This window comes from Deinococcus arboris (assembly GCF_009755355.1).
GTDB lineage: Bacteria > Deinococcota > Deinococci > Deinococcales > Deinococcaceae > Deinococcus > Deinococcus betulae.
In genome coordinates this window covers 16,728-42,683 of the sequence record NZ_WQLB01000019.1, presented here as the reverse complement: position 1 = coordinate 42,683, position 25,956 = coordinate 16,728, and the positions used below count along the sequence as shown (strand labels likewise).

Here is a 25,956-nt window from a genome sequence, read left to right as displayed (position 1 = left end):
TCCGGCTGGACGATGTCCGATGTGGTACCCCTCAATGAACGCGACGACCTCGTTGTATGAGCCGCACGCCGTATACATCAGTGGGCGCTCTAGCACAACCTGCACGATGTCGAGTAAACGCGGTTGTGGAGCCTGCCCAGCCATGAAAACCCCTTCTGACGAAGGCCTGTTAAAACGGGTGAGCCTGAGTGTTTTCTCCACATGACCAGCCAAGGCACCGCAGAGTAGGCTCCCAGCTCCCCCTGGGGTCAGAGGGCGCCTCTCTATGCCGCCCACACCGCTGTCTGTTGAGCTTTTTTTGCTCCAGAGCGGTTAAGGTCTCTTCCCTCAGCTGCTCTGGGTCCGCCGTGAAATATCCCCACCAGGCCGAATGCGAAGGGGCGCCTCTCCTCTGAAGGCAATTCGGCGCCCTCCTCTTCTGGGCTGGTGCCACCCGTCTTATGCGCTCTTTTTCCAGCGACCTTTGCCCCGGTGGCCCACGCGGTTCCCAGCGTGGGCAGTGCGCGCCCGCACCGTTTGGTCGTCGTAGCGCAGCATGACGGCCAGGCGTGCCCGACTGATGATGTGGTGCGGGTGCTTGGGCACAAAGGCCGTCACGATGTCCACAAAGCCGTCCCGCTGCGGCTGGGCCACCACATGCAGCGGCAGCGCCACCCCACAGGCTGCGAAGTAGCCGCACACCAGCCAGCGACGGTCGTCGGTGTACACCGCCCGAACGCGCCCGGTGAGCAGGACGTTGAGCACGTCGTGTTCCAGAAAGCCCTCGGCGCGGGCGTGGCTGATGGCGTGGGGACACAGGTGATAGCGGCTGTCATACACCGCGTCCCGCAGCTGAGCGTGGGCGCGGGCCAGGCTGAAATCATCGGTGGTCACGCCCAGTAATTCGGCCTGACGCTGCGGCTTGAGGGGGGTTTGCAGGGCGGCGGGCCGTGGGGGCGGCGGCGCCGGGGTGCGGCGGGCGGCCTTTTCAGCGCGGGCCAGCTGCGCGCGCAGCGACAGCAGATCCGTGCTGGCCTGGACCTCACGCGGCCGGGCGGCCTGAGGCTCCTGCGAGCGGCGCCCCAGGGGCGCGGCCATTTTCTGGGCAGTCTGTTTCGTCACGGCGACCTTCACCTCCGGAAGAAACCCTCCTGCCCAGCGGCGCGTCGGCCGCCCTCTTCTGAAAAAGAAAAGGCCCCTCAAACACGGCTTCGTGTCTGTGGGGAGGCAGGCGGCGTACCCTGTTCAGGGCATGCGGGCAGCATACCACGCGCCCGGCCCGGCGCGGCGTGAGCTGCGGGGCAGACAGGCCCGGCGGCGGGTGTCTACCCTGAAGGTGTTCGGTGTTACACCCGGCTTCTTCGCTCACCTTCTCTCTGGAGGTAAGACCACGATGATTCGTCCCATGCTGGCCGCCGATGTTCCCGATGTGCTTGCCCTGCTGAACTGGATGGACGACGCGCCCGAACGTGAGGTGTTCTCGCCGGGCGCGCGCACCGAGCGGGACTTACGGGCCGAGTGTGAAGACAGCACCTGCCTGGTCGAGGCGGGCGAGGAGGGCGTGGTGGCGTACTGCGCCCTCTCACCGTTTCATGACGGCCTGGTGATGGAAGGCCCGGTGGGTGAAGGAGACGCCCACCTGAGCACCCTGCTGCGCCGCGCCCTGGCCCACGCCGACGGACTGCCGGTGTACGCCTTCGCGGCGCGCGACAACCTGCCGGTGCGCTCGGCACTGGAAGACGAGGGCTTTTCGCCCATGCACACCACGGCCTTTTACGACGCGCCCCTGTCCCGCCTGACCCCCCACGCCTGCGCGCCTGCCGGCCACCGCATTTCGCGGCAGCTGCCGCTGGCGGCGTACCGCGAGCTGTTCCGGGCCAGCGAGGACACCTGGGCCGAGCGGCTGACCTGGACCCCGGAACAGATGGACAGCCACTTTGCCCGTGACGACGTGCGCCTGGTGGCCCTGATGCGCGGCGAGCAGCCGGTGGGCTTTGCCGAACTGGAATTCAGCCCTGACGATGGGCGAGCCGACGTGACCTATGTGGCGGTGCATCCCGCCGAGCGCGGCCAGGGCTACGGCCTGACCCTGCTGGCCCTGGCCGCCGCCGAGGCCGAGACCCACCCCGAAGTCCGTACGCTGCGCGCGCGCGCCCACGACCACATGAAACCAGCCCGCGCCCTGTATGCGCGCGCCGGCCTGACCCACTGCCGCAGCGTGGTGACCTACATGAAAGAGGGTGACGAAGACGTGTAGCTGAGCAGAGCGCAGGGCCGCTAAACCTTGCCCTGGCCACAGACAGGTGTGGGTGCCCAGGTTAGGCTGCGCCCCTATGGGCAAGAAGGAGCGGCGGACCCCCCAGATGGCTTACGTGACCCTGCGCGATATGCCCGGCACCCGCGTGATGTTCTGGGTGGTGGACGCCTGCCCTTACTGCGGCGAGCGCCACCTGCATGTGGCGGGCAACCTCCGCACCGCTGACCCCGGCGAGACGCTGGGCGAGGTGCCGGCGCCGTGCCAGCCCGAGCGGCCCTACATTCTGGCCCTGCCGCCGCGCCCCAAACGCAAAGCTGGCAAAGAGGAACGCCGCAGGGCCAGACGAGTGGGGAAACAGGACGACTGGGACGAAGAACTGGGATAGGGTCAGGAGTACCTGGTCAAGCGGCGTAAGTGGGGAGGCCGGCCGAGCTGTGCTGGCTACTGCTGGGCATCGGCGTCAAGAGTGAAAGACGGCAGAGGCGGCGCCTGTGTAGAGCAGTGCACCCAGCAGCCAGGCCGCACGGAGTCCAGTCATCAGGCGGGCAGATCCTTCGGAGTTGTGATGATTGGCTAGCAAGGCGGAACAGTGCCTGTCCAACAAGACTTGCCGTCAGAGCAGTCTCGTATGAAAGGAGAAGCTAGGGCTGCCCAGTTCAACAAGCGTCGCGCGGCTCTTTAATGTTGATGCTCACCTGCGCCCATTCCTGCCGGGGCTGGTAACGGTTTAGCCCCGCGGTCTGCCAGCAGAGTAGTCATCAGACGAATCTCGGCGGCCTGGGTGGACTGAATCTGGCGGGCCAGGGCCTCCACGGCGGGCTGCACGCGGCCCTCCAGCACCGGAGCCACCATCGTCAGGGCGCCCTGATGATGCCGGGTCATCAGCTGGAGAAACTGCACCTCAGCCTGCGCGGGCAGCAGGGTGCCAATGCGGTTCACCTCGGCCTGGGTCGCCATGCCCATCATGCGGGCGTGGTCGGCGCTCATGCCTGGGCCGCCCCAGGGCCGGTGCCATAGGGTCAGCCAGCCGCGCATCTGCCCAATCTGCTCCTGCTGCGAAAGCAGGATGTCCAGTGCCACAGTCCGCAAGGTGGCGTCGGCACTCTGCTCACGGACCTGCAGGGCCATGTCCACCGCCTGCGTGTGGTGCTGAATCATCTCGCGGACAAAGCGCACCTCGCGGCTGTGTTCTGTGGGCGGCATCAGGCGGGGGGTGAGCAGCAGGGCGGCCGCCACCAGGGTGACCAGAACCAGCAGGGCAGGAACAGCAGCGCGGCGCATCCCCGGAGTATAGAAAGGGGCGCCTGGGTAAACTGCCCCGGATGCAGCGTTTCGTGCGGTGGCCGTCGGTGGTGGGTGGCGTGGCCCTGGGGGCCGCCCTGGGTGTCCTGGCCGCTTTTTTTGGCGAGGTGCGGGCGCCTGCCCCGCTGATGCTGACACTTGTGGGACTGTGCGGCGCAGCGGGCGCGTGGGCACCGACCTGGCGAGGTCTGCGCGTGGGGGCGGCGGCCCTGGCCTTTGCGCTGGCCCTGTGCCTGCTTACCCCCATCCTGCGCGCACCCCTCAACGCCCTGACGCTGGCGCAGTCGCCCGTACAGGCCGACGCCATCGTGATTCTGGGCGGCGGCGTGCAGTGCGGCTCGGCGGTTCTGGAGCCCAGCAGTCTGGCGCGCTTGGTGCGCGGCCTGGAGTTGTGGCGGGCGGGGTACGCGCCCGTAGTGACCGTCTCAGAGCAGTCGGGGCGGCTTGGGCCGCGGGGGTGCCCCAAGATGAGCGCCATTGAACAGGCGCACATTCGCGCGCTGTACGGAGCCGCCGGGCCACAGGTCTTCACCCTGGCCAACGTGACCACCACGCGGGACGAGGCGGCGCGGGTGCGCGACCTGGCTCGTGCCCGGCAGTGGCGGCGGGTCCTGCTGGTGACCACCCCCAGCCACTCCCGCCGGGCCGCCGCGCTGTTCCGGGCGCAAGGGGTGACGGTGACCAGCGTGCCGGCGCCCGAAACGCGCTTTGATCTGACCCTGCCCTTTCCACATGACCGCCTGTACGCCACGCGGATTCTGGTGTATGAGGGGCTGTCGCGCGTGAAGGCGATGTTGGGCGGCACGCCAGAGCGGTAGGACGCAAGTTCTGCGGAGTGCACACGCAGCCTGCTCTAGGCTATAGCCATGAGCATCCTGCTGAGTGAACCGCTGGCCGCTCTGCCTCTGGGGTTGGTCATGCTGGCTCTGGCGCTGTGGTTGCCAGTGTGGCGCGCCAGAGAAACACCGGCACCGCCCATCCCCACAGGGCGCCTGTCATATAAATATCGGCGGTCCAGTGAACCTGCACACTTTGGCCGCAGACTGGTGGGCCGCGCCTGGAGCCGAACCGCGCTTCTGATTCTCCCGCCTTTCATCCTTTATGTGCTGCTCCTGTCACCCTCTATTTATCTGATGTTGGGCGAGGCAGTTCTGTATCTGGTGTTTTTGCTGCCGCTCTGGCTCCTGCTGTCCCTGACCATCAGCGCTGTCTGGGAAGGAGTGCTCGCGGCACTGCTGCTCTGGCGCCGCCGTACTACGCCGCACGCGTAGCCCCCACCCCACAAACGCCCCCTCCCCTATCGCCTACACTGGCCGGTTGATGAATGAGCCGACAATCACCGTCATAGGCGCGGGCCTGGCCGGTTCGGAAGCGGCGCTGGCCGCCGCCGGGCTGGGCGTGCGGGTGCGCCTGTATGAAATGCGCCCTGTCAAGATGACCCCAGCCCACCGCAGCGGCAACTTTGCCGAGCTGGTGTGCAGCAATTCGCTGGGCGGCGAGGGCGAGATGCAGAGCAAGGGGCTCTTGCAGGCCGAACTGCGCAGCGTGGGCGGCGCGATTGTGGGCGCCGCCGACGCCGCCAAGCTGCCCGCTGGCAACGCCCTGGCCGTGGAACGCGACGAATTCAGTGCGCGCGTGACCCGCGCCGTGCGTGAGCACCCTCTGATCGAGGTGCTGGGCGAGGAAGTCACCGCCGTGCCGGACGGCATTGCCGTGATTGCCTCCGGGCCACTGACCTCGGACGCATTGGCCGCCGATGTGGCGCGGCTGACGGGCAGCGAGCGCCTGAGCTTTTACGACGCCGCCGCGCCGGTCCTGGCATTTGACAGCATCAACATGGATGTCGCTTGGCGCGCCGGGCGCTACGACCAGAGCGCCGACTACATCAACTGCCCCTTTACCAAAGAGGAGTATCTGGCGTTTTTTGCCGCGCTGGAACAGGCCCGCGCCCACACGCCCCACGACTGGGAAAAGCTGGAGTTTTTCGAGGGCTGCATGCCCATCGAAGAAATTGCGCGCCGGGGCGTGGACACGCCGCGCTTTGGCCCCATGTCGCCCAAGGGCCTGGACGACCCACGCACCGGGCGCTGGCCCTACGCGGTGGCCCAGCTGCGGCAAGAAGACCGCGAGGGCCGGATGTGGTCGCTGGTCGGCTTTCAAACCGGGCTGAAGTGGGGCGACCAGAAGGCCGTCGTGAACCTGATTCCGGGCCTGGAGCAGGCCGAGATCGTGCGCTATGGCGTCATGCACCGCAACACCTACCTGAATGCGCCGCAGGTACTGGACGCCACGCTGGGGCTGCGGGCCGACCCGACCAAGTTTGTGGCCGGGGTGCTGGCCGGCACCGAGGGCTACCTGGAAAGCGCCGCGACCGGCTGGCTGGCCGGCACCAACGCCGCGCGCCTGGCCCTGGGTCTGCCCCCGCTGACCCCGCCAGCCGAGTCCATGCTGGGCGGCCTGGTGCGCTACCTGGCCAGCGCCAACCCCAAGGGCTTCCAGCCCATGAACGTCAACTGGGCGCTGGTCCCTGAACTTCCGGCCGAGGTAAACCCCAGGACAGGCAAGCCCCGCAAACTGGGCAAACGCGAAAAGCGCCCGGTGATGTTCCGCCGGGGCCTGGCGGCCTTTATGACCTGGGCGCAGCAGGAGGCGGGCCTGAAAGTCACGCCGCCCCCCGTGCCCCACGACGGCGAGACCGAAGCGGCGCTGGCTGCTCCCGCCACGCGCTGAGAGTAGAACTAGAGCCCAAGGGCCTCTAGAGCAAGAGGCCTGGGCAGCAGAGCGGGCTTTGGATGCAGTCAGTAGACCGCCGCTTGGCCCAGAGTCCTGGCAGCGGTTAACCTCTTCCAGAGCGACGCGGCTCAGACGAACGCCGCCTGTCGCGTCCATGCACTGGGACAGCGTCAATTCGCCTGCATCAGACCCAGAGCCCATTCGGATCAGACTTGTTGTGCAACCGGTGGGGCTGGCGCGCATCATACGGATTCCGTCTGTTTCGCGGACACATTGGGAAAGAGCCGATGTGTCTGCTCTACGCTCGGAACCCGTTTTTCTCCTTCTCGCTCTGCTGCGCAGCTTTGCAAGTCTGCTCGGATTTCATCGTTTTTGCAAACGATTCAATCGGAGTCCGTATAAGGCGTGCCTCCACCGGTCCCAAACAACGTGCCCGACAGCCTTACTGCAACCGCCTTAGTTGCACTGCATACTTCCCGGCCACATCCTCGCGCCACGCGGCGGTGATGTGGCCTTTTGCGTCCACTGCCACCGAGGCCGAGCGGGCGTCCCGGCGCGGGTCACGGTTGAGCACAGGCCAGGTCACCCACGCCCGGCCGTCCCAGCGGGCGGCGCGCATCTGCCCCAGGCCGTCACTGAGCCGCTCCTCAATCCAGGCCAGCACCGCCTGCCCATCTGGGGCCACCGCCAGCGACGGCGACGAGGCGTACAGGCGGCTGACCGGCCCGCCCAGCGGCTGCCACCCCTGCCCTGTCCAGCGGGCGGCCAGCAGGGTGTCCTGCCCGCCGACCTGTTCCAGCCACGCGGCGGTGGGCCGGTCTTGCCCGTCCAGGGCCAGTCGAGTTGAGGCCACGTAGGCCGGGGCACGGTTCAGGGGCCCGCCCAGCGGTTGCCACGCCTGCCCTGTCCAGCGGGCAGCCAGCACCTGACTCCCGGTGACCTCACCCTGCAACCACGCCACGACGGGCGCCCCCGTCCGGGTCAGGGCCAGGGCAGGCGTGCGGGAAAAGGCCCGAATGTCGTTAAACGCCGGGCCACGCACCCAGCTTTTTTGCTCTGCATTCCAGCGCCGCACCGTCAGCTGGCTGCCGTCGGGCTTCCGCAGATACTCGCCCCAGGCCAAGACGATCTCGCCGTCCCAGGCCGCCACAGCGCGGGTGCGGGCGGCATACGGCAGGTCGTCCCCCAGGTAGCGTGCGCCCCAGTCGGTCCAGCCCGCCTCCTCACGCCAGGCCCGCAGCTCTACGACATCGTTGTCGCCGTAGTTCTCGTTCCAGACGATGGCCGGCGCGCCGCGCTGGTCCAGCACCAGATTCAGGTTAGAGGCCGGGCGGGGCTGGCGGTAATTCAGCACGTCACCCAGGGGTGCCCAGCCCTGGCCAGAGGCGCGCCACACCCGCACCACGCGCCCGGTAAAGGTGCCGCGCCCGCTGTTAAAGCGTCCGCTGTCCACCGCCGCCCCCAGGTGCAGGGTGCCGTCGGGAGCCGCCGCCAGCGTGACCTCCCGCACGGGGGCGGCCAGGGTGGGCGCCGCCAGGACCACGGGGGCCGGGGGCGGCGCGCCGCCAGCCAGGGCCAGGGGCAAGAGCGTCAGAACAGACAGAGCAGCTGGTCGCTTCATGAACAAACCTCCGGAAGATGCCCTGCGATTGTTTCCCACCAGATGGGCGCTTCACAAGGGCGGCCTGCGCTGCTCTATGGTTGAGGGCGTGAAGCGTGACGGGGTGCTGGTATATGGACTGGGCCGCAGCGGGCGGGGCGTGGCCCGCTTTCTGGCCCGAGAGGGCAAGCAGGCCGACTGGACCGACGCGCGGCCTGCCCCCGAAGACGAGGCGCTGATGGCCGAACTGGGCTGGACACGCGGCGACGTGACCCAGGCGTACAGCACGGTGGTCGCCGCGCCGGGCGTGCCTATTGACCACCCTGACCTGGAGCGGCTGCGCGCGGTGGGCGCCGAGGTCATTGGCGAGGTCACCCTGGCCGCCCGCGCCCGCCCGACCCTGCCGATGGTGGGCGTCACCGGCACGGCAGGTAAGGGCAGCACCACCGTCCTGATTGCCCACCTGCTGCGCGCCTGCGGCCTGAATGCCCTGGAGGGGGGCAACATTGACCCGCCGCTGCTGGACGTGGTGGACCGCGCCGAGGTGGCGGTGGCAGAACTGTCCAGTTTTCAGCTGGAACGGGTGCCGGGCCTGCGGCTGCCGGTGGCCGTGATCACGAACCTGGGCCTTGACCATCTGGACCGGCACGGCACCCCGGCGGCCTACCACGCCGCCAAGCTGAACATCACGGCGGCGCAGCAAGAGAGCGACGTGCTCGTGCTGCCCGCTGACCTGACCGTGCCGACCCGCGCCCAGGTGCGGCGCTTTGACCCGGCGAGGCTGGCCCTGGCCGATGGGACTTCCGTTCTCTCCCCAGCCGACCTCCCGGCCGGCATTCACCCCGCCAACGCCGCCGCCGCCCTGCTGGCCGCCGAGGCGCTGCTGGTTCACCTGGGCCGCGCCGCTGACCCTGGCCTGCTGGCCGCCGCCCTCCAGAGTGCGCAGCCCGTCGCGGGCCGCTTTGAAACGGTGGCGCAGGTGGCTGGGGTGACCTTTATCGAGGACTCGATTGCCACCCGCACCCTGGCGGTGCAGGCGGCCCTGGACCGGGCCCACCCCCCGGTGGCCTGGTTGGTGGGCGGCCGGGATAAGGGCGCCGAGCTGGCGCCGCTGCGACAGGCCGCGCAGGGCCGGGTCACGCAGGTCATCGCTTTTGGCGAGGACGGCGAGGCGCTGGCCCGCAGCCTGGGGCTGCCCTACCGCGTGGTGACCGGCGAGGACGGCGAGGCCACCATGCGGGCGGCGGTGCAGGCCGGCCTGGAGGCCCTGCCGGACGGCGGCACCGTTCTGCTGGCCCCGGTGGGCACCAGTTTTGACCAGTTCCGCGACTACAAGGCGCGCGGCGAGAGCTTCCGCCGCGCGGCGCAGGCGCTGGCCGCCGGGCAGGCAGAGGCATGAGTGTTCAACTGCTCATCGCCCAGGTGCTGCTGCTGAGCCTGGGAATGCTGGGGATTGCGGCGGCCGACCCGGACAAGATTCTCGACCACGGGCCCAAGGCGCTGCTGGCGCTGGGCCTGACGCTGGTGGTGGCCCGGCTGCGGCCCCGCGCCTTCTTGAAGGTCGGGCCGTGGGTCTGGGTAGTCACCCTGGTGCTGCTGGTGCTGGTGCATTTTATCGGGGTGGGCACCGCCGAGAGTGCCGGCACCAAGCGCTGGCTGAACTTTGGGGTCATCCGGTTTCAGCCGTCCGAGATGGCCAAGCTGGGCCTGGTGCTGATGCTGGCGTCCTTTTTTGCCCGCAGGGGCGTACAGAACAAGCTGATCAGCGCCACGGGCATGATTCTGCTCACCACCGGCCTCATCTTCTGGGAGCCGGACCTGGGCAGCAGCGTGCTGATGTTTGCCCTGGGCATCATCCTGATGTACGCGGCGGGCGTGCGCATCAGTAATATCAGCGGCTTCATGCTGGCACTGGGGCTGATGGCCATTCCGGTGGCGGGGATTTACCTGGAACAACACCCCTATATCAAAGAGCGCCTGATCGGCTACCAGACCCGCGACGACGTGACGGCTCAGGGCCTGGACCAGATTGGCATGGCCCACCGCGACCTGCGCATGGGCGGTATTCCTGGCCAGGGACCCGACGGCCCGCGCTACAACTACTTTGGCGAGCACACCGACATGATTGTGGCGTCGGTGGGCTTTACCTCGGGGCTGCTGGGGGTGGCGATGCTGCTCTTTGCCTACTGGCTGATCGTGGCCACCGCGCTGGACGTGGCCCACCTGGCCAGCCGCGTGCGCCCCATGACGCCCGAGATTCACGGGGCCAGCGTGATGGCCATCGGCGCCATGTTCATGATCGTGGGTCAGGCCTTCGTGAATCTGTGCGTGGCGGCCGGCATCTTTCCGGTCACGGGCGTGCCCCTTCCCCTGGTCAGCTACGGCTTTTCCAGTCTGCTGACCATGAGCCTGGCGATGGCCGTCATCCACTCGGCCATGCGCGAGGTCCGGCGCCACCTGCCCGAGCAAAGCGAAAACGACAACCCGGTGGCCCTCAGTGCCGACTGAACCGGTGCCGACTGAGGCAGCGCTGGCGAACGCCGTTAGCGCCTCCCGGTCCCGCTTTTCGCTGCCCCCTATCCCGGCGGTGCTGCTGGCCATGCTGAGCATTCAGGGTGGGGCCGCCTTTGCCAAAACGCTGTTTCCCACGCTGGGCGCCGCCGGCACCACGGCCCTGCGGGTGGTGCTGGCGGCCCTGCTGCTGACCCTGGTGCTGCGCCCCAACCTGCGCCAGCTGACCCGCGCGCAGTGGCTGGTCATCGTGCCCTACGGCGCCGCCCTGGGCCTGATGAACCTGGTGTTCTACGAGTCGCTGCGCTACTTGCCCTTGGGGCTGGCCGTCACGCTGGAATTCGTCGGGCCTCTGCTGCTGGCCCTGGCCCTGTCGCGCCGCGCCCTGGATATTGCCTGGGTGGCGCTGGCTGGCCTGGGCATCGCCCTGATTGCCCCGGTGGGCGGCGAGGCCGCGCAGCAGGTGTCGGCCCAGGGCGTCGTTCTGGCCCTGACCGCCGGCGCCCTGTGGGCCGGGTACATCCTGGCGGGGGGCGCCGTGGGCCGCCGCGTTCCCGGCACCACCGGCGTGGTGGGGGGCATGTGGGTGGCGGCCCTGATGGTGCTTCCCTTCGGCGCCGTGCAGGCCGGACCCGCCCTGCTCTCGCCGCACGCCCTGCTGCTGGGCCTGGCGGTGGCGGCCCTCTCCAGCGCCCTGCCCTACACCCTGGAAATGCGCGCCCTACGCGCCATTCCGGCCCGCATCTTTGGCGTCATGATGAGCCTGGAACCGGCGATTGCGGCCCTGAGCGGGTTCCTGTTTCTGCATGAACGCCTGACGCTGGTGCAGTGGCTGGCGATGGGATGTGTGATTGCGGCGAGTGCGGGGATCAGTTTGACGGGGAAGAAGGGGGGTGGGGAGGGGTAATGTTCTGCCCTATGGATAGAGAGCGTCTGAACTGACTTGCCCCACCCCCCAGCCCCCTCCCCCAGAGGGGCAGGGGGAACGGACGTTGGCACTGGGCAGGGGTTGACTGGCGCGGCGGAAAAGTGCTGTCTTTCTGTGCGGTGGACGCCGTGGCCCACCTGCCGCCCAGCGCCCCACGCCCGCGCGCTGCGCGCACGACGGCTTCCGTTGCTCTCCCCGTAACGGGGCAAGGTGGGGACGCTTAAAACACGAGGGTCTACTTTTGAAAGGCGCTTAAGCAGACGCGCCTTTCTTTTGTTTTTTCAAAAGTCGAACCTCTGGGCCGCACCGACACACCTTGCCCCCTCAGCGCCCAAGTCCAGGCGAGGCCATTGTGCGCGCAGCGCGCAGGCCCTTCCGGTGGGCGGCAGGATGGCGTCGAGGCCAGACCCGTTGGCGAACTGTGCGGCCTCGCCAACGCCAGTCAAAACTCTTGCCCAGTGCCAACGCCCGCTCCCCCGTCCCCTCTGGGGATGGGGGCTGGGGGGTGGGGCACCCCCGCCGAAAAACAAAAAAAGCGCCCCCACACCGGAGGCGCCCCTATACCCGAGCCTTACCAGCCCGCCTTCGTCGTCGTCGTGTCCTCACCGCTGCCCGTCATCAGCAGCCCCAGCTGCGTTTCCGTGGCGTTGGCCGCGTCCACCTCGCCCACCACCTTGCCCTCGTACATCACCAGAATGCGGTCGGCCAGGTTCATCACTTCGCCCAGGTCAGCACTGACCAGCAGCACGGCGAGACCCTGATCACGCGCCTCCACGATCCGGCTGTGAATAAACTCGATGGCGCCGATGTCCACCCCGCGCGTGGGCTGACTGGCCACCAGAATCTTGGGGCCTTTGCGCATCTCGCGCGCCACGATGAGTTTCTGCGCGTTACCGCCCGAATAGCGCCCGGCCTGCAGGCTGGCGCTGCGGGGGCGCACGTCGTACTGCTCGCTGAGCTTACGGGCGTTGTCTTCAATCACGTCGCGCTTGAGAAAACCAAAGGGCCCAGCAAACGGCGCCCGGTCGTGTTCGCCCAGAATGTAGTTCTCGGCGGTGGTCATCTCCAGCACCAGGCCGCGTTCGTTGCGGTCCTCGGGCACGTGGGACAGGCCCGACGCCTCAACCTCTCGCACGCCCTTGGCGGATTTGCCCAGATAGGTGATCTGGCCACTGTAGGTTCTCAGGCCCGTAATCGCCTCGATCAGCTCGCTCTGGCCGTTGCCCTCCACGCCGGCAATGCCCACGACCTCGCCCGCGCGCACCTGAAAACTCACGTTGTCCACGGCGTTGCGGTGTTCGCCCTTCACGACCACGTTCTGCACGTCCAGGGCGGCGGCGCCCGGCTGGGCCGCTTTTTTCTGCACCTTCAGGGTCACCTCGCGGCCCACCATCATGCGGGCCAGCAGCTCGGTGGTGGCCCCCTGGGCCGAAATGGTGCCGATCATCCGGCCGTCGCGGATCACGCTGATGGTGTCACTGATGTGCAGCACCTCATGCAGCTTGTGGCTGATGAAGATAACGGCGTTGCCGCTGGCGGCGTACTGGTTCTTGAGAAAGTCGAACAGTTCGTCGGTTTCACTGGGGGTGAGCACCGCCGTTGGCTCGTCCAGAATCAGGATGCGCGCGCCCCGGTACAGGGTCTTGAGAATCTCGACCTTCTGCTGGAGGCCCACTGGCAACTCGCCTACGGTGGCGTCGGGGTTCAGGTCAAAGTTGAACTGCTTGATCAGCTCGGCCACCCGCTTGCGCGCGGCGGCGTAATTGATGGCCCCGCCGCTGGTCGGCTCGGCGCCCAGAATCACGTTCTCGGTCACGGTCAGGGTCTCGACCAGCATGAAGTGCTGAAACACCATGCCGATGCCGCGCCGGATGGCCTCGCTGGGGTTGGTCAGGTCCACGACCTCGCCGTCCACGACAATCTGGCCGCTGGTGGGCGGCTGGATGCCGTACACGATTTTCATCAGGGTGCTTTTGCCGGCGCCGTTTTCACCGCACAGGGCGTGCACGCTGCCCCACCGCACCTGCATGGAAATATCGTCGTTGGCCAGCACCAGCGGAAAGCGCTTGGTGATTCCGCGCAGTTCCAGGGCGTTGGGCGCCTTATGAGTGGTGGCCTGCAAAACGTCAGGCTGAGCAAGAGTCATACCCCGCAGTTTACCGCGCCGCAGCGGCCACGCGGCACCCGACCATGTGAAAAATAAGTCACAATAGGCAGCACATGGACAGTTTCTGGATGGCGGTCACGAACCTGGGGCGTGACGAGGTCTTTATCGTGGCACTGGCGCTGTACACCTGGCTGGTGTGGCCCAGTGGCGGGCGCAACCTAGGCGTGGCCTTTGCCCTGAGCTACCTGGTCAATTCGGCCCTGAAATACGGCCTGGACCTGCCACGCCCCTTTTTCAGTGATCCCTCGGTGGCCTCTGAGGCGGCCAAGGCGACGGCCGGCGGGCCGGGGCTGCCCAGTGGCCACACCCAGATGAGCGCGACCCTGTGGTTCGGGATAGCCGCGCAGCTGGGCCGGCGCTGGCTGTGGGTGGCGGCGGCGCTGCTGGTGGCGGTGGTGGCGGTCTCCCGCTTGGCGCTGGGGGTGCACTATCCCAGCGACGTGGTGGTGGGGCTGCTGCTGGGCGGGCTGTTCGCCTACGCCGCTGCCCGGAGCCATTTCCCGGAACACGACCTGGGCCGCTGGCTGCCTCCGGCACTGGTGCTGGTGGTGGCCGCTGTGCTGCCGGCGAACACCCCGCGCGAGGTGGGGGCGGGCCTGGGCCTGCTGGCCGGCTTCTGGGTGACCCGCCCCACCTTCGCCCCGCCGCGTGACCTGGCGGGCCGCCTGATCGTGGCTGTCGCCGGCCTGGTGATGGTGTTTGCCGTCTACTTTGGCCTGAGCGCCCTGCCCGACGCCCTCAAAGACCTGACCGTTGTGCGCGTGCTGCGCTACGCCCTGCTGGTGGTCGTCGCGGCCGAGGTGGTGCCCGCCGTGCTGCGCCGCTGGCTGCCTGCACAGACCGGGGTGACGGTCCCGGCGCCGCAGGCCGTACACTAAGCAGCAGTTCACCCGCAGGCTTTTGGGAGGTTGTTATGGGCACACGTCACCGCCTGTCTGTTCGTCTTCTTGCCGCCGGACTGCCCGCCCTGATGCTGGCGGGCGCCGTGCTGGCCCAGACCACCCCCTCCGCTGCCGGCGCCCTGAGCGCCACCGCGAATGCGGCGCGCGGCGCAACCCTGGCGGCCAGTTCCTGCGCTGGCTGCCACCGCGCCGGAGGACGCGCGCCTGTGCTGGAAGGCCAGAGTGCGGCCCGAATTCAGGAAGCGCTGGTGGCCTTCCGGGCCGGCACGCGGCGCAACCCTGTCATGCAGGGGGTGGCCTCTCAGCTGTCGGACCAGGACATCGTGGACTTGGCGGCGCACTACGCCCAGGCCGGCGCCACGCCGGCGGCCCCCGCACCCAGCACCCCGGCGCCATCCACCCCAGCGGCTCCCGCCACGTCGCCGGTCAGCCCGGCCTCCACCCCACCCGCCGCCACGGCTGCTGCCCGCTTGGCCCAGGGCACGGCCCTGTATCTGGAAGGCGACCCGGCCCGCAATGTCATGGCCTGCGTGGTCTGCCACGGCGAAGACGGGCAGGGGGCTGACGCCCTGGGCATTCCCAGTCTGGTTCGCCTGGGTGAAACCGCTGTTCTGGCGGCCTTGAAGGAGTACCGCGCCCTGCCGCCTGTGGGAATCGCTTACCCCGACGCCATGCGTATTGCCCTCCAACCCATGACGGACAGCGACCTGGCCGCCGTGGCCGCCTATGTGGGCACGCTGAAATAAAGCCGTTGGCAGGTCAGGCGCGCTGAGACACACCCTCAGCGCGCCTGACTTTTAGACGGATTCCGGCTATTTCGTTAACACATCAGGAAAGAACCGATTCGTTAAACTCCACGCTCTTCAGTCCCCTTTTTCTCCTACTCGCTCTGCTGCGCAGCTTTGCCAGTCCGCTCGGATTGAATTGTTTTTGCAAACGGCTCAATCGGAGTTCGCATTATTTCACCCGCACCGCTTTGGTGGGCGGCTGGCGGCGAATCCAGGCCACGAAGCGGGCCACGTCCTCCTGGGCACGCAGCGCAGGCAGGTCGCGGTAGTCGCGGGCCAGTTCCGCATTCGTCAGGGTGCGGTGCAGGAACTTGTGGCAGGCCGGGCACAGGAGCGTGGTCGGCAGTTCAGCGGCCTTCAGCCCCTGCCGCCGGCCCTGAGAACGGGGCAGCAGGTGGTGCTCTGTCAGCTGCGGCACCTCACGCTCACACAGGGCGCAGCATTCAGGCGGCCGGGGCGGCGGAGGCCAGGCAGAGGGAGCGCGGCGGCGGGCCATCGGAAGCAGCATAGGGTGCCAACGCGACCCCAGACCGTGCCCAGAGTTGCAGGAGAAACGGGTCAAAACTGTGCTTCAGAGAAAGGCCCAGGCAGCGAACTTGATGAGGGGCTAATTCCAGCGAGCAAAGCCTGAAGTCCGTCCAGCCAGGTCACAGAGCGCATACACAGCTGAGAGAGCGCCAGCCTGGCCTTCTCGCTACAGGACTCCCTCACCCGTTCAGCGCGGGACACCAGGCCCCTATCTCTCCCTACAACCTGGTCAGCTCGGGATACTTCTGAATGGCCTCGTCCTCGCTTAGGAATTCGCCCGGTGCGTCGGGACTCCAGACCACTTCGGCCCGAATGAGGTCGCCGGGGGTCACGCTGCTCAGGGCGCTCAGGGCGGCGCGGGCCTCGGCGGCGTTGGTGGCGCCGGCAGGGGGCAGCCCTGCCAACGTGTGGGCGGCCACCGCAATCGTGACCGCCAGGTACTGGTCGCCGGCGTCAGCCTGAAAGGTGTAGTCGTCGCGGCGCTGATAGCCGCTGTGGGGGTCACGGTTCTGGTAGTTGCTGGTGGTCTGCTCGGTAAAGGCGGCGCGGGCCTGGGTGGCCCAGGCGCCCACCTGGCTGTCGGCGGTGGAGGCCGAGCCCTGGGCGCGTTCCACATTGCCGTAGACCCAGCGCTCGGGGTGGCGCAGCACCACCAGCGCCGCTTCCTGCAACATGCGGGTCAGGCCCTCGTTGGTGTCGGGATCGCCGCTCTGGGCCACGCGGCCCAGGGCGCGCTTGACCTCGTCTCCCTCAGCCAGCAGCAGCTGCACGCTCAGGGCCTGCGCAGTGCCACTGACCGCCCCCAAGCCGCGTGCGCCGCCGCTGCCCAGACCCCGGCGCAGGGCGCCCACCACCAGGAAAATCACCACGCCCAGCACCAGCAGGCCAATCAGGCCGCCCCCGCCGCTGCTGTAGCCGTACCCACCGCCGTAGCCGCCATTATTGATAATGATGGGGCCGCTGTACCCGCCCCCGTAGCCGCCGCTGTACCCCCCCCCGCGCGACGGACTGCTGTACCCCCCCGAACTGCCGCCGGAGCTCCCCCCCGAGCTGCCCGAACTGCGCCCGCCAAAGCCCCCACCGGACTGGGCGCCGGCCCAGCCAGCCAGCAGAGGCACCAGCAGGCAGGTCAGAAGCACAGTCAGCAGCAGGGGCGCGCGGCGCGGCGTAAACGCGGTCATAGCGCAAGTGTACCGGCCTGCCCTGGGCGCGCCTGCACCGTTTCTTCACGGCCTGCGGCAGCGGCCCGTACACTGGCCAGCGTGAGCGAGCGCCCCTCTCCCTTTGTCCTGACCCCAGATGCCTGGGCCACCTTCCTGGCGTCCCTGTACGAGCGTGATGACCGCCTGGACGTGCGCCAGCCCGGCGAAACCTACGCCCCAGACGAGGCGGTGGACGCCTGGGCCCTGAGCGCCCATGCCGAGGCCCTGCGCAGCGCCGAGGTGGACGGTGACCTGTGGGGAACGCTGGACGACATCGAAGAAACGGCCGCCACCGAAGACGAGGCCTGGAGCACAATTACCGCGTTTTACCTGGCGCGTGGCTGCGTGCTGGTCGAGGTGCAGGGCCTGGACGAGCCCGAGGACTGGATCTTCAGCGAAGGGCTGGCCCGGCGCCTGGGGCTGGGCGGGCTGTAGGGAATTCATCCGTTTTCGGAAGAGTCAGGAAGGCACCGGAGATGGCCCCCTTCGGTGCTTTGCAAGTCCAATGCTCGGAGTCCCGTACCCTCTCCTCCACCCTGGACGGTGCCGCTTTGCAGCGCCAGACGGACCAATGCCCGCCTACCCTGAGGAATGTTCGGAATCGGGATCAGCCAGCAACGGCGTGAACTGCGCGTAAATTGCAGCTCATCCTGCACAGATGAGGGGGGCGTAGGCTGCTTCTCATGAGTCATCACTTTCCCCTGAAACGGCTGCTGGTGTTGGGTGCCCTGGTGGGCGCCGGCGCGTACTACTTCAGCCGTGAGCAAAACCGCCGCGCCCTGGACGCCAAGCTGGCCGAACTGGGCCTGAAAGACGCCGCCCATGACGTGGGCCAGAGCGTCACCAAGGGCTGGGAGAAGACCAAGGACGCCGCCAAGGACGCGGGCGCCGTCATTGCCGAGAAGGCCGGCGAGGTCAAAGACGCCGCCTCGGGCGGCACGCAGGCGGCGCTGGACAAGGCCAAAGAGGTGGCCGGCGACGTGAAAACGGCCGTCAGCGGGGCAACCACCCAGGCCGGCGCTGCTGCCCGCGACGTGGCGAACACCGCCAGCGACAAGGCGGCCGACGTCAAGACCGAAGTGAAACAGAACGCTGGCCAGGCGGCCGCCGACGCCAAGCAGGCTGGCAATGACCTCAAGGACGCGGCCAAACAGGCCGGCGCTGAGGCGAAAACCACAGCCGCCCAGGCCGCCGCTGATCTCAAAACAGCCGCCCAGGACACCACCCGGCCCGGCGGGCAGCCCAACCCCAAAGCCTGACCACCCAGTTTTCCCCTGGAGCCCCCCTTCCCCTATGGAGGGGGGTTAACCTTGACCGTAAGGCACGTTCCTGCCGCCTGGCGCCCTGCCCGCTACACTCGGCCCCATGACGCGCCGGGACGAACAGCACAGCACCCAGACGCTGGAGCGCACGGAGACCGAGCGGCCCCGGCTGTTCCGGGTGCTGCTGCTCAATGACGATTACACGCCAATGGACTTTGTGGTGCTGGTGCTGCGCCGCTATTTCCGCAAAGCCGAGCAGGACGCGCAGCTGATTATGCTGGCGGTTCACCACAAGGGGCAGGGGGTGGCAGGCGTCTACCCGCGCGACGTGGCCGAAACGAAGGTCGCGCAGGTCATGGGCCACGCCCAGCGAGAGGGCCACCCGCTGCGGGTGGTGGCCGAGCCAGAGGCGAGCGAATGAGGCAAGACAGCTGCTTACCTCCCTCTTTTCAGCCCAGCCACACGGCCTCACAGGACCGTGGAGGCGTGCGCTTCCGTGTGCAGAGGTATTTATGATTGGCGACCACTTACAAGTCACGATTGGACGGGCCGCTGACTACGCCCGCGAGGCCGGACACGAATACGTGACCCAGGAACATCTGCTGCTGGCCCTGACCCACGACCCTGAAGCGCTGGAAGCTCTGCTGGCCCTGGCGGTGGATGTCGAGCGGCTGCGCGGTGACCTCAGCCTCCATCTGGACACCCTGGAGCAGCTGGAGGACGCCGAGCCGGACTTCACCCTGGGCGTTCACCGGGTCGTGGAAGGCGCCGTGCTGCAACTGCACGCCAGCGGCAAGGGCCGCGAGCAGGCCGACGGCGCGCGGGTGCTGGCCGAGTTGCTGGAAGAAGAAGACAGCGCTGCCCGCACCGTCCTGGAAGCGCAGGGTGTGACGCGCCTGGACGTCCTGAGCTACCTGTCCCACGGCGCAGCCAAGGTGCCGGGCCGCGAACGGGAGCGCCGGGTGGCCGGTGTGGACGCCGTCGGCCCCGACCAGCCCGCCGAGACCGAGCCGGACCCGCTGGCCGCCTATGCCAGCGACCTGACCGCTCAGGCCCGTGCCGGCGCCTTTGACCCAGTGATTGGCCGCACGCCGGAACTGGAGCGCGTGACACACATCCTGGCGCGGCGCACCAAGAACAACCCCGTCCTGGTGGGCGAACCCGGCGTGGGCAAAACCGCGCTGGCCGAGGGACTGGCGCAGCGCGTGGTGGGTGGGCAGGCCCCCGGATTCCTGCGCGGCGCCGCCGTGTACGCCCTGGACCTGGGCGCCCTGCTGGCCGGCACCCGTTACCGGGGAGATTTTGAGGCCCGCCTGAAGGCCGTGCTGGCTGCCCTGGACGGACAGAACGCCGTGCTGTTTATTGATGAGCTGCACACCCTGGTCGGCGCCGGGGCCACCGAAGGCGGCAGCGTGGACGCCGCTAACCTCCTGAAACCCGCGCTGGCGCGGGGAGGGCTGCGGGTGCTGGGGGCCACCACCCCCGCCGAGGTGCGCCACCTGGAAAAAGACCGCGCCCTGTGGCGGCGGTTTCAGACCGTGGAGGTCCCCGAACCCAGCGAGGAGGACGCCCTGAGCATCGTGCAGGGCCTCGCGGGACGCTACGCCGCGCACCACGGAGTCACCTACACCCCAGCGGCGCTGGACGCGGCGGTACGCCTGTCGGTGCGCCACCTGCGTGACCGCTTTCTGCCCGACAAGGCCATTGACGTGCTGGATGAAGCCGGGGCCGCGCGGTCCAGCGCTGGGCAGGGCGGCACCCTGGACGTGCCCGACATAGAGGCCACCGTGGCCCGCATGGCCCGCGTGCCGCTGGGCACCGTCAAGGCCGAGGAAGTGACCTCGCTGGCCACCCTGGAAGCCGACCTCAAGGCGCGCGTGTTTGGGCAGGACGCGGCGGTGTCGGCCGTCGCCAGTGCCGTCAAACTGGCCCGCGCCGGGCTGCGCGACCCCCAGAAACCGCAGGGCATGTTCCTGCTGGCGGGGCCCACGGGCGTGGGCAAAACCGAACTGGCCCGCGCCCTGGCCGAGCGGCTGGGCATCCACCTGGCCCGCTTTGACATGAGTGAGTACCAGGAGGCCCACACCGTGGCGCGGCTGATCGGCGCGCCTCCCGGCTATGTGGGCTTTGACCAGGGCGGCCTGCTGACCGACGCCGTGGCCAAGCACCCCCACGCCGTCGTGCTGCTGGACGAGATTGAGAAGGCGCACCCCGACGTGTACAACCTCTTTTTGCAACTGATGGACCACGGCACCCTGACCGACCACACCGGCAAGAAGGTAGATGGACGCGGCCTGCTGCTGATGTTCACCACTAATGCGGGGGCTGCCGACGCCGCGCGCCCGGCGCTGGGCTTTTCACGTGTGGGCCGCCCCGGTGAGGAAAACGAGGCGGTCAAACGCACCTTTACCCCCGAATTCCGCAACCGGCTGGACGCGGTGCTGCACTTTGCTCCCCTGTCCCCGGACGTCATGGGCGGCGTTGTGGACAAGTTCCTGCGGGGGCTCCAAGCCCAGCTGAAAGAGCGCGGCGTAACCTTGACTGTCACGCCCGCCGCCCGCGCCCGCCTGGCGGAGCTGGGCCACGACCCCGCGCTGGGCGCCCGCCCCCTGGCCAGAGTCATTGAAGCCCGTCTGGGCCGGCCCTTAGCCGACGAACTGCTGTTTGGCCCACTTAAGGGTGGGGGAGCAGTCACAGCCGATGTCCAGAACGGCGAGTTCACCTTTACTTAAGGCAAGTGGTGGGATGTAAAGGTTCCCTGCATCTTTCCTCATGCCGCGCCCCAGGGAGAGCCGAGAAGATAGCAGGCATGAAACCCACCCTGCTGGCCCTCATTACTGCCGCCCTGCTCGCTTCTTGCGCCCCCCAGGACGACGCCACGACCGATACGACCACCGACACCACCACGACGGAAACGACCGATACCACCAGCACCGATACGACGGCTGATACCACCACGGACACCACCGATACTGGTGAAGTTGCCGATGACGCGGCCGACCCCGGCGCCGACAGCACCCTGACCAACAACGATGACGCCAACACCAGCGAAGAACTGGATATGGCGGCCGGTGACGGTCTAGAAGGTAGCGTGACCGACTTTGACGGCACCGCACAGACTTTTACCCTTAACGAGAACGACGCCAACTACGCCGTGACGGTTGGCCCCGATACCGTGTTTGAGGGCGCCGCCACCAGCGCAGACGAGTTCTTCGGCACCGACCGCGCGGACGCCAACGTGGCTGTGGAAGGCGATATTGACGAGGCCGCCAGCACCCTGAACGCCACCAAAATCACCCTGAACTAACGTTCAGGTGTCCTTCCGCGCCGGGTCTTCAGATGGAGACCCGGCGCGGCTCTTTTGCTTTTGAATCGGGTCGCCGCTAGCTTGCCGCCTTATTGGGCGGTCAAGGCTATGAACGTGCTACACCACACCAGTTCTGCCTTTGGCCTTCGAGAATCTGCTCTAAGGAGGCGTCTTTCCTTCTCCTGATGGTGGGAAGGCGCCGTCGTCCACTCCTCAGTTCGGAAATGTGGGCTTGAAGCCTCGCCCCCTTTTCTACAGGTCCCCCACCCTATAGCCAGGTTTGGCCTTCACTGTGTCTGTGAAGTCTGGTCCTAGAGCAGGCGCTAAGCGCTGAGGGCGATAGGCCTTTCCCTAATGATCCTACGTGGCCCTTCAAGCCAGGTGGCTTCTTTGATTTGTCTTGTGTCTGCCAAGACTCTTTTGCCTATCCTGAGCCGATGAGGCCTGCCCCTGTGACCATCCGCCCGGCCACACCCACCGACGCACCCTTTGCTGCGCCGCTGATCCAGGCGACCATCGGCCCCATTGGCTGGGCGCTGACAGGCACGCCTTCTGACGCAGAAGCAGCGGAGGTTATCGAGCAGCTGTTCCCTCTCAGCGGCCACCGCCTCAGTTTCGAGAGGGTGCGGGTGGCCGAGCGCGATGGGCAGCCCTTGGGCCTGCTGCTGGCCTATCCGGGCGCCGCCGCCGAACTCCTGGACCAGCCGCTGCGGGCGCGTCTGCGGGCTCTGGGCCAGCCAGACCACATTGAGCCAGAGGGTACACCCGGCGAGCTGTATCTGGACACGCTGGCCGTCAGTGAGGCGGCGCGCAATCAGGGCATCGGGGCGCAGCTGCTGGCGGCGGCCGCTGTCTGGGCATGTGAACTGGGCTTGCCCCGGCTGGGCCTGCTCGCCCAGGACGGCAACCCGGCCGCGCGGCTGTACGAACGCAGCGGGTTTGTGGCGGCAGGCCACCGCACCCTGGCTGGTGGCCACTACACCCACCTGACGCGCGACCTGCCCCCCACTGCACCTTCAGAATGATTCACCCGCCCCGCCCAGGGCGCTATGCTCGCCGCGTGCGCGCCGCTGTTTTCGTTCTGGTCGCTTTGGCAGGGGCAGGCGCCCTGCTCTCTCCCGCTGTCCCCTTTCTGTCCCGGTACGCGGCGCTTCCAGCTAAGACGGACGGTCCTGTAACCGTGCTGCTGGCCGGCGTGGATGTGGAATACAACGACAAGCTGCCGGTCTGGCCCTGGCCCGCCAAGCCAGAAAACTATGATGGCCGCACCGACACCATCATGCTGGCGCAGGCGTGGCCGGACGGCCGCGTGAATCTGCTGAGCATTCCGCGCGATTCCTGGGTGAATATGCCGGACTACGGCTGGGGGAAAATCAACGGCGCCAATGTCCACGGCGGCCCCGAGATGCTGATGGGAGCAGTCCAGGCCCTGACCGGCGTGCCGGTGGACGCCTACGTGCTGCTCAGCCTCAACGCCCTCCCCGCCCTGACCGACGCGGCGGGAGGCGTGACTGTCAACATCGAGCAGGCCATGAAGTACGACGACAATGCCGGCAACCTCCACATTGACCTGAAGGCGGGAACGCAGCGCCTGAAGGGAGAACAGGCGGTGGGCTTCCTGCGCTTTCGCAAAGACAATCTGGGCGACATTGGCCGCATTGCCCGGCAGCAGCAATTTCTTTCCGCACTGACGGCACAGGCCAAAAGCCCGCTGAATTGGTGGCGCCTGCCGGGCATGATCGGCGCTGCTGACCGCAACATGAAAAGCAACCTGACGCGCACGCAGGTGGCGGCCCTGACGGGCGCTGGCCTGGGCGGCGCCAAACTCATGACTTACAGCGTGCCTGGCCGTCCCAGCTTCCGGGGATCAGCCAGCATCTGGGAAGTGGACCGCGCCGGACTGAACGCTACCATCGCTCAGCACTTCCGCGACCCCAACGACCCGCGCAGCCTGGGGGTGGCTGTCGTGAACACCGACGCCCCCGACGGCAGCGCCCGGCGCCTCAAGGCTCGGCTGGAAGGTCTGGGGTACACCAACGTCTGGATTGTCAACGAGGCGCGCGGGCCCGCCACGACCACAGCCACTGGCGCGGCGGCCGCCCGAGTGTTACAGGATGTGGGGCATGGCGCCGTCTCGCAGGCCTCGGGGGCGTCTGGAGCCGACGTGACTGTGCGTCTGGGCAGCGATACACCAGCGGAATAAGAGGCGCTCAGCGTTGCCGTGCGCCTGAGCGTAGCCCTCAAACGAATGAGCCTGGCCGTGAGCTGTTGAGGGTGGAGGGGGCGTTTCATACCCTCAATGTAAGGAAACCTTGCTGTGAAAACGACTACCACCCTCAACTAGCGCAGTAGGCCGTCATACGTTTCGCTTGGGTCAGTCACCTTGCCTAGACAGACTTTTCTGAAACGATTTAGTCCCTTGCCGTTGCCTGTTACCCTGCTCACATGACTTCCTCTTCCCCACTGACTGGCGAGCTGAAATGGTGGCAAAGCGGCATCATCTACCAGATTTACCCGCGCTCGTTTCAGGATGACAGCGGGGACGGCGTAGGCGACCTGCGCGGCATCACGCGGCGGCTGCCGTATGTGGCCAGCCTGGGCGTGCGGGCGGTATGGCTCTCGCCTATCTTTACCAGTCCCATGCGCGACTTTGGCTACGATGTGGCCGACTACTGCGATATTGACCCGCTGTTCGGTACTTTGGCCGACTTTGACGCCCTGGTGCAAGAAGCGCACCGACTGGGCCTGAAGGTCATGCTGGACTATGTCCCCAACCACAGCTCCTCAGACCACAAGTGGTTTCAGGCGGCGCTGGAGGGCCGAGACAGCGAGAAACGCGACTGGTACGTGTGGCGCGACCCAGCCCCGGACGGCGGCGTGCCCAACAACTGGCGGTCCTTTTTTGGCGGCCCTGCCTGGACCCTGGACGAAGCGAGCGGCCAGTATTACCTGCACCAGTTCCTGCCCAGCCAGCCAGATCTGAACTGGCGCAACCCGGCGGTGCGGGCCGCCATGTTCGAGGCCCTGCGCTTCTGGATGCGCCGGGGCGTGGACGGCTTCCGGGTGGACGTGATCTGGCTGCTGGCCGAGGACGACCGCTACTTGGACGAACCCGAAAACCCGGAGTGGCAGGTCGGCCAGCCGGAACACTGGCGACTGCTGCATCCCTACACCCAGGACCAGCCCGAGACCCACGAGTACATCCGCGAGATGCGCGCCGTTCTGGACGAGTTCGATGACCGGATGATGGTCGGCGAGATCTACCTGCCCGTAGAGCGCCTGCTGCCCTACGCCGGCCGGGAAGACGCTCAAATGGTACATCTGCCGTTTAACTTTCACCTGATTCTGATGGCCTGGGAGGCATCGGGCGTGCGCGCCTTTGCCGACAGCTACGACGCGGCGTGTCTGGACGCCCGCAGCTGGCCCAACTGGGTGCTGGGCAACCACGACCAGCACCGCTTTAAGACGCGGGTGGGCGCGGCGCAGTACCGCGTGGCCCAGACCCTGCTGCTGACCCTGCGCGGCACCCCCACCGTGTACTACGGCGACGAGATTGGCATGGAAAACGTGCCGATTCCCTACGAGCAGATGGTGGACCCGGCGGGCCTGCAACAACCCGACAGCCCCGCTGCTGGCCGCGACCCCGAGCGCACCCCCATGCAGTGGGACGCCACGCCCAATGCAGGCTTTAGCGCGCCGGGCACCCAGCCCTGGCTACCCCTGGCCGGTGACGCCGCGCAGGTCAATGTGCAGGCGCAGGAAGCCGACCCTGCCAGCGACCTGCATTACTTCCGCACCCTGACCCGGCTGCGCGCAGACCACCCGGCCCTGGTGGGCGGCACCTACCGCAGCGTGGACGCGGCCCCTGGTGTCTTTGCCTTTTACCGCGAGGGCGACGGCGAGCGCCTGACGGTGCTGCTGAACTTCACGGGCGACAGCGCCGACCTGCCCGAACTGACCATAGGCCAGACCCTCCTGAGCAGTCACGGCGACCAGCCGGGAAGCGGCGCGCCCCTGCGCCCCCACGAGGCCCGGATTCTGCGCTGAAACCTGAAAGGAGCAGCTGGAGCCGGGGCAGAACATCGCCTCGGCTCCGAACGGTTTTTGCCGTGGTGGCCGGGCCGCACACCTCAGAGAGGTCCTGATTGAACCAGGTAGACTGCTGGATTCACGCCGAACAGAGAGAGAAGGAGAACAGCCGGATGCTGCTGTTATAGAGACGCAGACGGTACCTTTCTCTGCTATGCCGTCATGAATCTGAATCCGGCTTAGACAGATTCCGGCTACAGCAGAAGCAAACTTAGGTTCAGCCCGAGTAGATGCGCACGCAGCACACAGGAGCGCAGCGTTTCTGCTCCTGTGTGTGGAGAGAAAGACGGCCTCCGTATCAGACTGGAATAGTCACAGGCGAACAGCTGCCTTCTGCCCGCTTGATGGAGAGCCATGACGCCGAAGACCATGCTCAGCAGTCGTCCTCCGCCCTCCTACAA

The 25,956-nt window shown here is 67.5% G+C and carries 24 protein-coding genes; 18 read left to right on the top strand and 6 right to left on the bottom strand.

Translation table 11 applies throughout. The features are described 5' to 3' along the window. Positions 1-438: 438 nt before the first annotated feature. Positions 439-1,077, bottom strand: a complete 639-nt coding sequence (locus GO986_RS13785) for a DUF4258 domain-containing protein (RefSeq protein WP_157459933.1) — start codon at positions 1,075-1,077, stop codon at positions 439-441. 154 nt (positions 1,078-1,231) lie between these two features. Between GO986_RS13785 and GO986_RS13780 the strand changes: the two genes are divergently transcribed. Both GO986_RS13780 and GO986_RS13775 read left to right on the top strand, forming a co-directional pair. Beyond that, the gene (locus GO986_RS13780) at positions 1,232-2,236 is read left to right on the top strand and encodes a GNAT family N-acetyltransferase (RefSeq protein ID WP_369409375.1); all 1,005 of its coding nucleotides are present in this window, start codon (positions 1,232-1,234) and stop codon (positions 2,234-2,236) included. A gap of 76 nt (positions 2,237-2,312) precedes the next feature. Then, positions 2,313-2,621 carry a hypothetical protein gene (locus GO986_RS13775; RefSeq protein ID WP_157459873.1) on the top strand — a complete coding sequence of 103 codons (309 nt, stop codon included), beginning with the start codon at positions 2,313-2,315 and terminating at the stop codon, positions 2,619-2,621. A 293-nt stretch (positions 2,622-2,914) separates the two neighbouring features. Here GO986_RS13775 and GO986_RS13770 read toward each other — a convergent pair whose 3' ends face one another. Then, positions 2,915-3,517 (bottom strand): DUF305 domain-containing protein, encoded by a 603-nt coding sequence (locus tag GO986_RS13770; RefSeq protein ID WP_157459872.1) that lies wholly within the window; start codon positions 3,515-3,517, stop codon positions 2,915-2,917. Between the two features lie 41 nt (positions 3,518-3,558). Here GO986_RS13770 and GO986_RS13765 point away from each other — a divergent pair, with 41 nt between their 5' ends. The 3 genes from GO986_RS13765 to trmFO are packed head-to-tail and all read left to right on the top strand — an operon-like array spanning position 3,559 to position 6,268. Beyond that, positions 3,559-4,356, top strand: coding sequence for a YdcF family protein (locus GO986_RS13765; protein WP_157459871.1), 798 nt, complete (start codon positions 3,559-3,561; stop codon positions 4,354-4,356). A 48-nt stretch (positions 4,357-4,404) separates the two neighbouring features. Further along, the gene (locus GO986_RS13760; RefSeq protein WP_157459870.1) at positions 4,405-4,809 is read left to right on the top strand and encodes a hypothetical protein; all 405 of its coding nucleotides are present in this window, start codon (positions 4,405-4,407) and stop codon (positions 4,807-4,809) included. A 49-nt stretch (positions 4,810-4,858) separates the two neighbouring features. Beyond that, positions 4,859-6,268 (top strand): methylenetetrahydrofolate--tRNA-(uracil(54)-C(5))-methyltransferase (FADH(2)-oxidizing) TrmFO, encoded by a 1,410-nt coding sequence (gene trmFO / locus GO986_RS13755; RefSeq protein WP_157459869.1) that lies wholly within the window; start codon positions 4,859-4,861, stop codon positions 6,266-6,268. 445 nt (positions 6,269-6,713) lie between these two features. Here trmFO and GO986_RS13750 read toward each other — a convergent pair whose 3' ends face one another. Then, complete coding sequence (locus GO986_RS13750; protein WP_157459868.1) at positions 6,714-7,892, bottom strand: hypothetical protein; 1,179 nt, start codon at positions 7,890-7,892, stop codon at positions 6,714-6,716. A gap of 76 nt (positions 7,893-7,968) precedes the next feature. Here GO986_RS13750 and murD point away from each other — a divergent pair, with 76 nt between their 5' ends. From murD to GO986_RS13735, 3 genes are all read left to right on the top strand, one after another. Beyond that, entirely contained in the window at positions 7,969-9,270 is a 1,302-nt protein-coding gene (murD, locus tag GO986_RS13745) for a UDP-N-acetylmuramoyl-L-alanine--D-glutamate ligase (RefSeq protein WP_157459931.1), read from the top strand. Further along, on the top strand, positions 9,267-10,379 hold the full coding sequence (locus GO986_RS13740) for an FtsW/RodA/SpoVE family cell cycle protein (RefSeq protein WP_157459867.1): 1,113 nt from the start codon (positions 9,267-9,269) through the stop codon (positions 10,377-10,379). Before murD ends, GO986_RS13740 begins: the two co-directional genes overlap by 4 nt. A gap of 91 nt (positions 10,380-10,470) precedes the next feature. Beyond that, positions 10,471-11,289, top strand: coding sequence for an EamA family transporter (locus tag GO986_RS13735; RefSeq protein ID WP_157459930.1), 819 nt, complete (start codon positions 10,471-10,473; stop codon positions 11,287-11,289). 592 nt (positions 11,290-11,881) lie between these two features. On the opposite strand, the gene GO986_RS13730 is transcribed toward GO986_RS13735, so the two are convergent. After that, positions 11,882-13,456 carry an ABC transporter ATP-binding protein gene (locus GO986_RS13730; RefSeq protein ID WP_157459866.1) on the bottom strand — a complete coding sequence of 525 codons (1,575 nt, stop codon included), beginning with the start codon at positions 13,454-13,456 and terminating at the stop codon, positions 11,882-11,884. A gap of 74 nt (positions 13,457-13,530) precedes the next feature. On the opposite strand from GO986_RS13730, the gene GO986_RS13725 reads away from it, so the two are divergent. Then, positions 13,531-14,355 carry a phosphatase PAP2 family protein gene (locus GO986_RS13725; protein WP_157459865.1) on the top strand — a complete coding sequence of 275 codons (825 nt, stop codon included), beginning with the start codon at positions 13,531-13,533 and terminating at the stop codon, positions 14,353-14,355. A 35-nt stretch (positions 14,356-14,390) separates the two neighbouring features. Next, positions 14,391-15,125, top strand: coding sequence for a c-type cytochrome (locus tag GO986_RS13720; protein ID WP_157459864.1), 735 nt, complete (start codon positions 14,391-14,393; stop codon positions 15,123-15,125). A 211-nt stretch (positions 15,126-15,336) separates the two neighbouring features. Here GO986_RS13720 and GO986_RS13715 read toward each other — a convergent pair whose 3' ends face one another. Continuing rightward, entirely contained in the window at positions 15,337-15,663 is a 327-nt protein-coding gene (locus GO986_RS13715; RefSeq protein WP_157459863.1) for an HNH endonuclease, read from the bottom strand. Positions 15,664-15,913: 250 nt separating this feature from the next. Continuing rightward, positions 15,914-16,876 (bottom strand): DUF1517 domain-containing protein, encoded by a 963-nt coding sequence (locus GO986_RS13710; protein ID WP_157459862.1) that lies wholly within the window; start codon positions 16,874-16,876, stop codon positions 15,914-15,916. A gap of 81 nt (positions 16,877-16,957) precedes the next feature. On the opposite strand from GO986_RS13710, the gene GO986_RS13705 reads away from it, so the two are divergent. The 8 genes from GO986_RS13705 (at position 16,958) to GO986_RS13670 (ending at position 25,513) form a co-directional block, all read left to right on the top strand. Next, positions 16,958-17,332: a hypothetical protein gene (locus tag GO986_RS13705; protein ID WP_369409373.1), complete on the top strand. Its 375-nt coding sequence runs from the start codon at positions 16,958-16,960 to the stop codon at positions 17,330-17,332. Between the two features lie 248 nt (positions 17,333-17,580). After that, positions 17,581-18,156, top strand: coding sequence for a desiccation-associated late embryogenesis abundant protein (locus GO986_RS13700; protein ID WP_157459861.1), 576 nt, complete (start codon positions 17,581-17,583; stop codon positions 18,154-18,156). A gap of 106 nt (positions 18,157-18,262) precedes the next feature. Continuing rightward, complete coding sequence (gene clpS, locus GO986_RS13695) at positions 18,263-18,580, top strand: ATP-dependent Clp protease adapter ClpS (protein WP_157459860.1); 318 nt, start codon at positions 18,263-18,265, stop codon at positions 18,578-18,580. Between the two features lie 91 nt (positions 18,581-18,671). Then, positions 18,672-20,891 (top strand): AAA family ATPase, encoded by a 2,220-nt coding sequence (locus GO986_RS13690; RefSeq protein ID WP_157459859.1) that lies wholly within the window; start codon positions 18,672-18,674, stop codon positions 20,889-20,891. A 77-nt stretch (positions 20,892-20,968) separates the two neighbouring features. Next, on the top strand, positions 20,969-21,466 hold the full coding sequence (locus GO986_RS13685) for a hypothetical protein (RefSeq protein WP_157459858.1): 498 nt from the start codon (positions 20,969-20,971) through the stop codon (positions 21,464-21,466). Positions 21,467-21,903: 437 nt separating this feature from the next. Then, positions 21,904-22,491 carry a GNAT family N-acetyltransferase gene (locus GO986_RS13680; RefSeq protein WP_157459857.1) on the top strand — a complete coding sequence of 196 codons (588 nt, stop codon included), beginning with the start codon at positions 21,904-21,906 and terminating at the stop codon, positions 22,489-22,491. A gap of 35 nt (positions 22,492-22,526) precedes the next feature. After that, positions 22,527-23,669 carry an LCP family protein gene (locus GO986_RS13675; protein WP_369409372.1) on the top strand — a complete coding sequence of 381 codons (1,143 nt, stop codon included), beginning with the start codon at positions 22,527-22,529 and terminating at the stop codon, positions 23,667-23,669. A gap of 242 nt (positions 23,670-23,911) precedes the next feature. After that, positions 23,912-25,513 carry an alpha-amylase family glycosyl hydrolase gene (locus GO986_RS13670; protein ID WP_157459855.1) on the top strand — a complete coding sequence of 534 codons (1,602 nt, stop codon included), beginning with the start codon at positions 23,912-23,914 and terminating at the stop codon, positions 25,511-25,513. Positions 25,514-25,956 lie beyond the last annotated feature (443 nt).

Bases quoted from the DNA above. Each gene is read 5' to 3' on its own strand.
- GO986_RS13685 (WP_157459858.1), top strand. From the start codon at position 20,969: ATGAAACCCACCCTGCTGGCCCTCATTACTGCCGCCCTGCTCGCTTCT.
- GO986_RS13730 (WP_157459866.1), bottom strand. From the start codon at position 13,456: ATGACTCTTGCTCAGCCTGACGTTTTGCAGGCCACCACTCATAAGGCG.
- GO986_RS13735 (WP_157459930.1), top strand. From the start codon at position 10,471: ATGCTGAGCATTCAGGGTGGGGCCGCCTTTGCCAAAACGCTGTTTCCC.
- GO986_RS13765 (WP_157459871.1), top strand. From the start codon at position 3,559: ATGCAGCGTTTCGTGCGGTGGCCGTCGGTGGTGGGTGGCGTGGCCCTG.
- GO986_RS13750 (WP_157459868.1), bottom strand. From the start codon at position 7,892: ATGAAGCGACCAGCTGCTCTGTCTGTTCTGACGCTCTTGCCCCTGGCC.
- GO986_RS13760 (WP_157459870.1), top strand. From the start codon at position 4,405: ATGAGCATCCTGCTGAGTGAACCGCTGGCCGCTCTGCCTCTGGGGTTG.
- GO986_RS13670 (WP_157459855.1), top strand. From the start codon at position 23,912: ATGACTTCCTCTTCCCCACTGACTGGCGAGCTGAAATGGTGGCAAAGC.
- GO986_RS13680 (WP_157459857.1), top strand. From the start codon at position 21,904: ATGAGGCCTGCCCCTGTGACCATCCGCCCGGCCACACCCACCGACGCA.
- trmFO (WP_157459869.1), top strand. From the start codon at position 4,859: ATGAATGAGCCGACAATCACCGTCATAGGCGCGGGCCTGGCCGGTTCG.
- GO986_RS13785 (WP_157459933.1), bottom strand. From the start codon at position 1,077: ATGGCCGCGCCCCTGGGGCGCCGCTCGCAGGAGCCTCAGGCCGCCCGG.
- GO986_RS13780 (WP_369409375.1), top strand. From the start codon at position 1,232: ATGCGGGCAGCATACCACGCGCCCGGCCCGGCGCGGCGTGAGCTGCGG.
- GO986_RS13725 (WP_157459865.1), top strand. From the start codon at position 13,531: ATGGACAGTTTCTGGATGGCGGTCACGAACCTGGGGCGTGACGAGGTC.
- GO986_RS13715 (WP_157459863.1), bottom strand. From the start codon at position 15,663: ATGGCCCGCCGCCGCGCTCCCTCTGCCTGGCCTCCGCCGCCCCGGCCG.
- murD (WP_157459931.1), top strand. From the start codon at position 7,969: ATGGTTGAGGGCGTGAAGCGTGACGGGGTGCTGGTATATGGACTGGGC.
- GO986_RS13775 (WP_157459873.1), top strand. From the start codon at position 2,313: ATGGGCAAGAAGGAGCGGCGGACCCCCCAGATGGCTTACGTGACCCTG.
- GO986_RS13710 (WP_157459862.1), bottom strand. From the start codon at position 16,876: ATGACCGCGTTTACGCCGCGCCGCGCGCCCCTGCTGCTGACTGTGCTT.
- GO986_RS13770 (WP_157459872.1), bottom strand. From the start codon at position 3,517: ATGCGCCGCGCTGCTGTTCCTGCCCTGCTGGTTCTGGTCACCCTGGTG.
- GO986_RS13700 (WP_157459861.1), top strand. From the start codon at position 17,581: ATGAGTCATCACTTTCCCCTGAAACGGCTGCTGGTGTTGGGTGCCCTG.
- GO986_RS13690 (WP_157459859.1), top strand. From the start codon at position 18,672: ATGATTGGCGACCACTTACAAGTCACGATTGGACGGGCCGCTGACTAC.
- clpS (WP_157459860.1), top strand. From the start codon at position 18,263: ATGACGCGCCGGGACGAACAGCACAGCACCCAGACGCTGGAGCGCACG.
- GO986_RS13720 (WP_157459864.1), top strand. From the start codon at position 14,391: ATGGGCACACGTCACCGCCTGTCTGTTCGTCTTCTTGCCGCCGGACTG.
- GO986_RS13740 (WP_157459867.1), top strand. From the start codon at position 9,267: ATGAGTGTTCAACTGCTCATCGCCCAGGTGCTGCTGCTGAGCCTGGGA.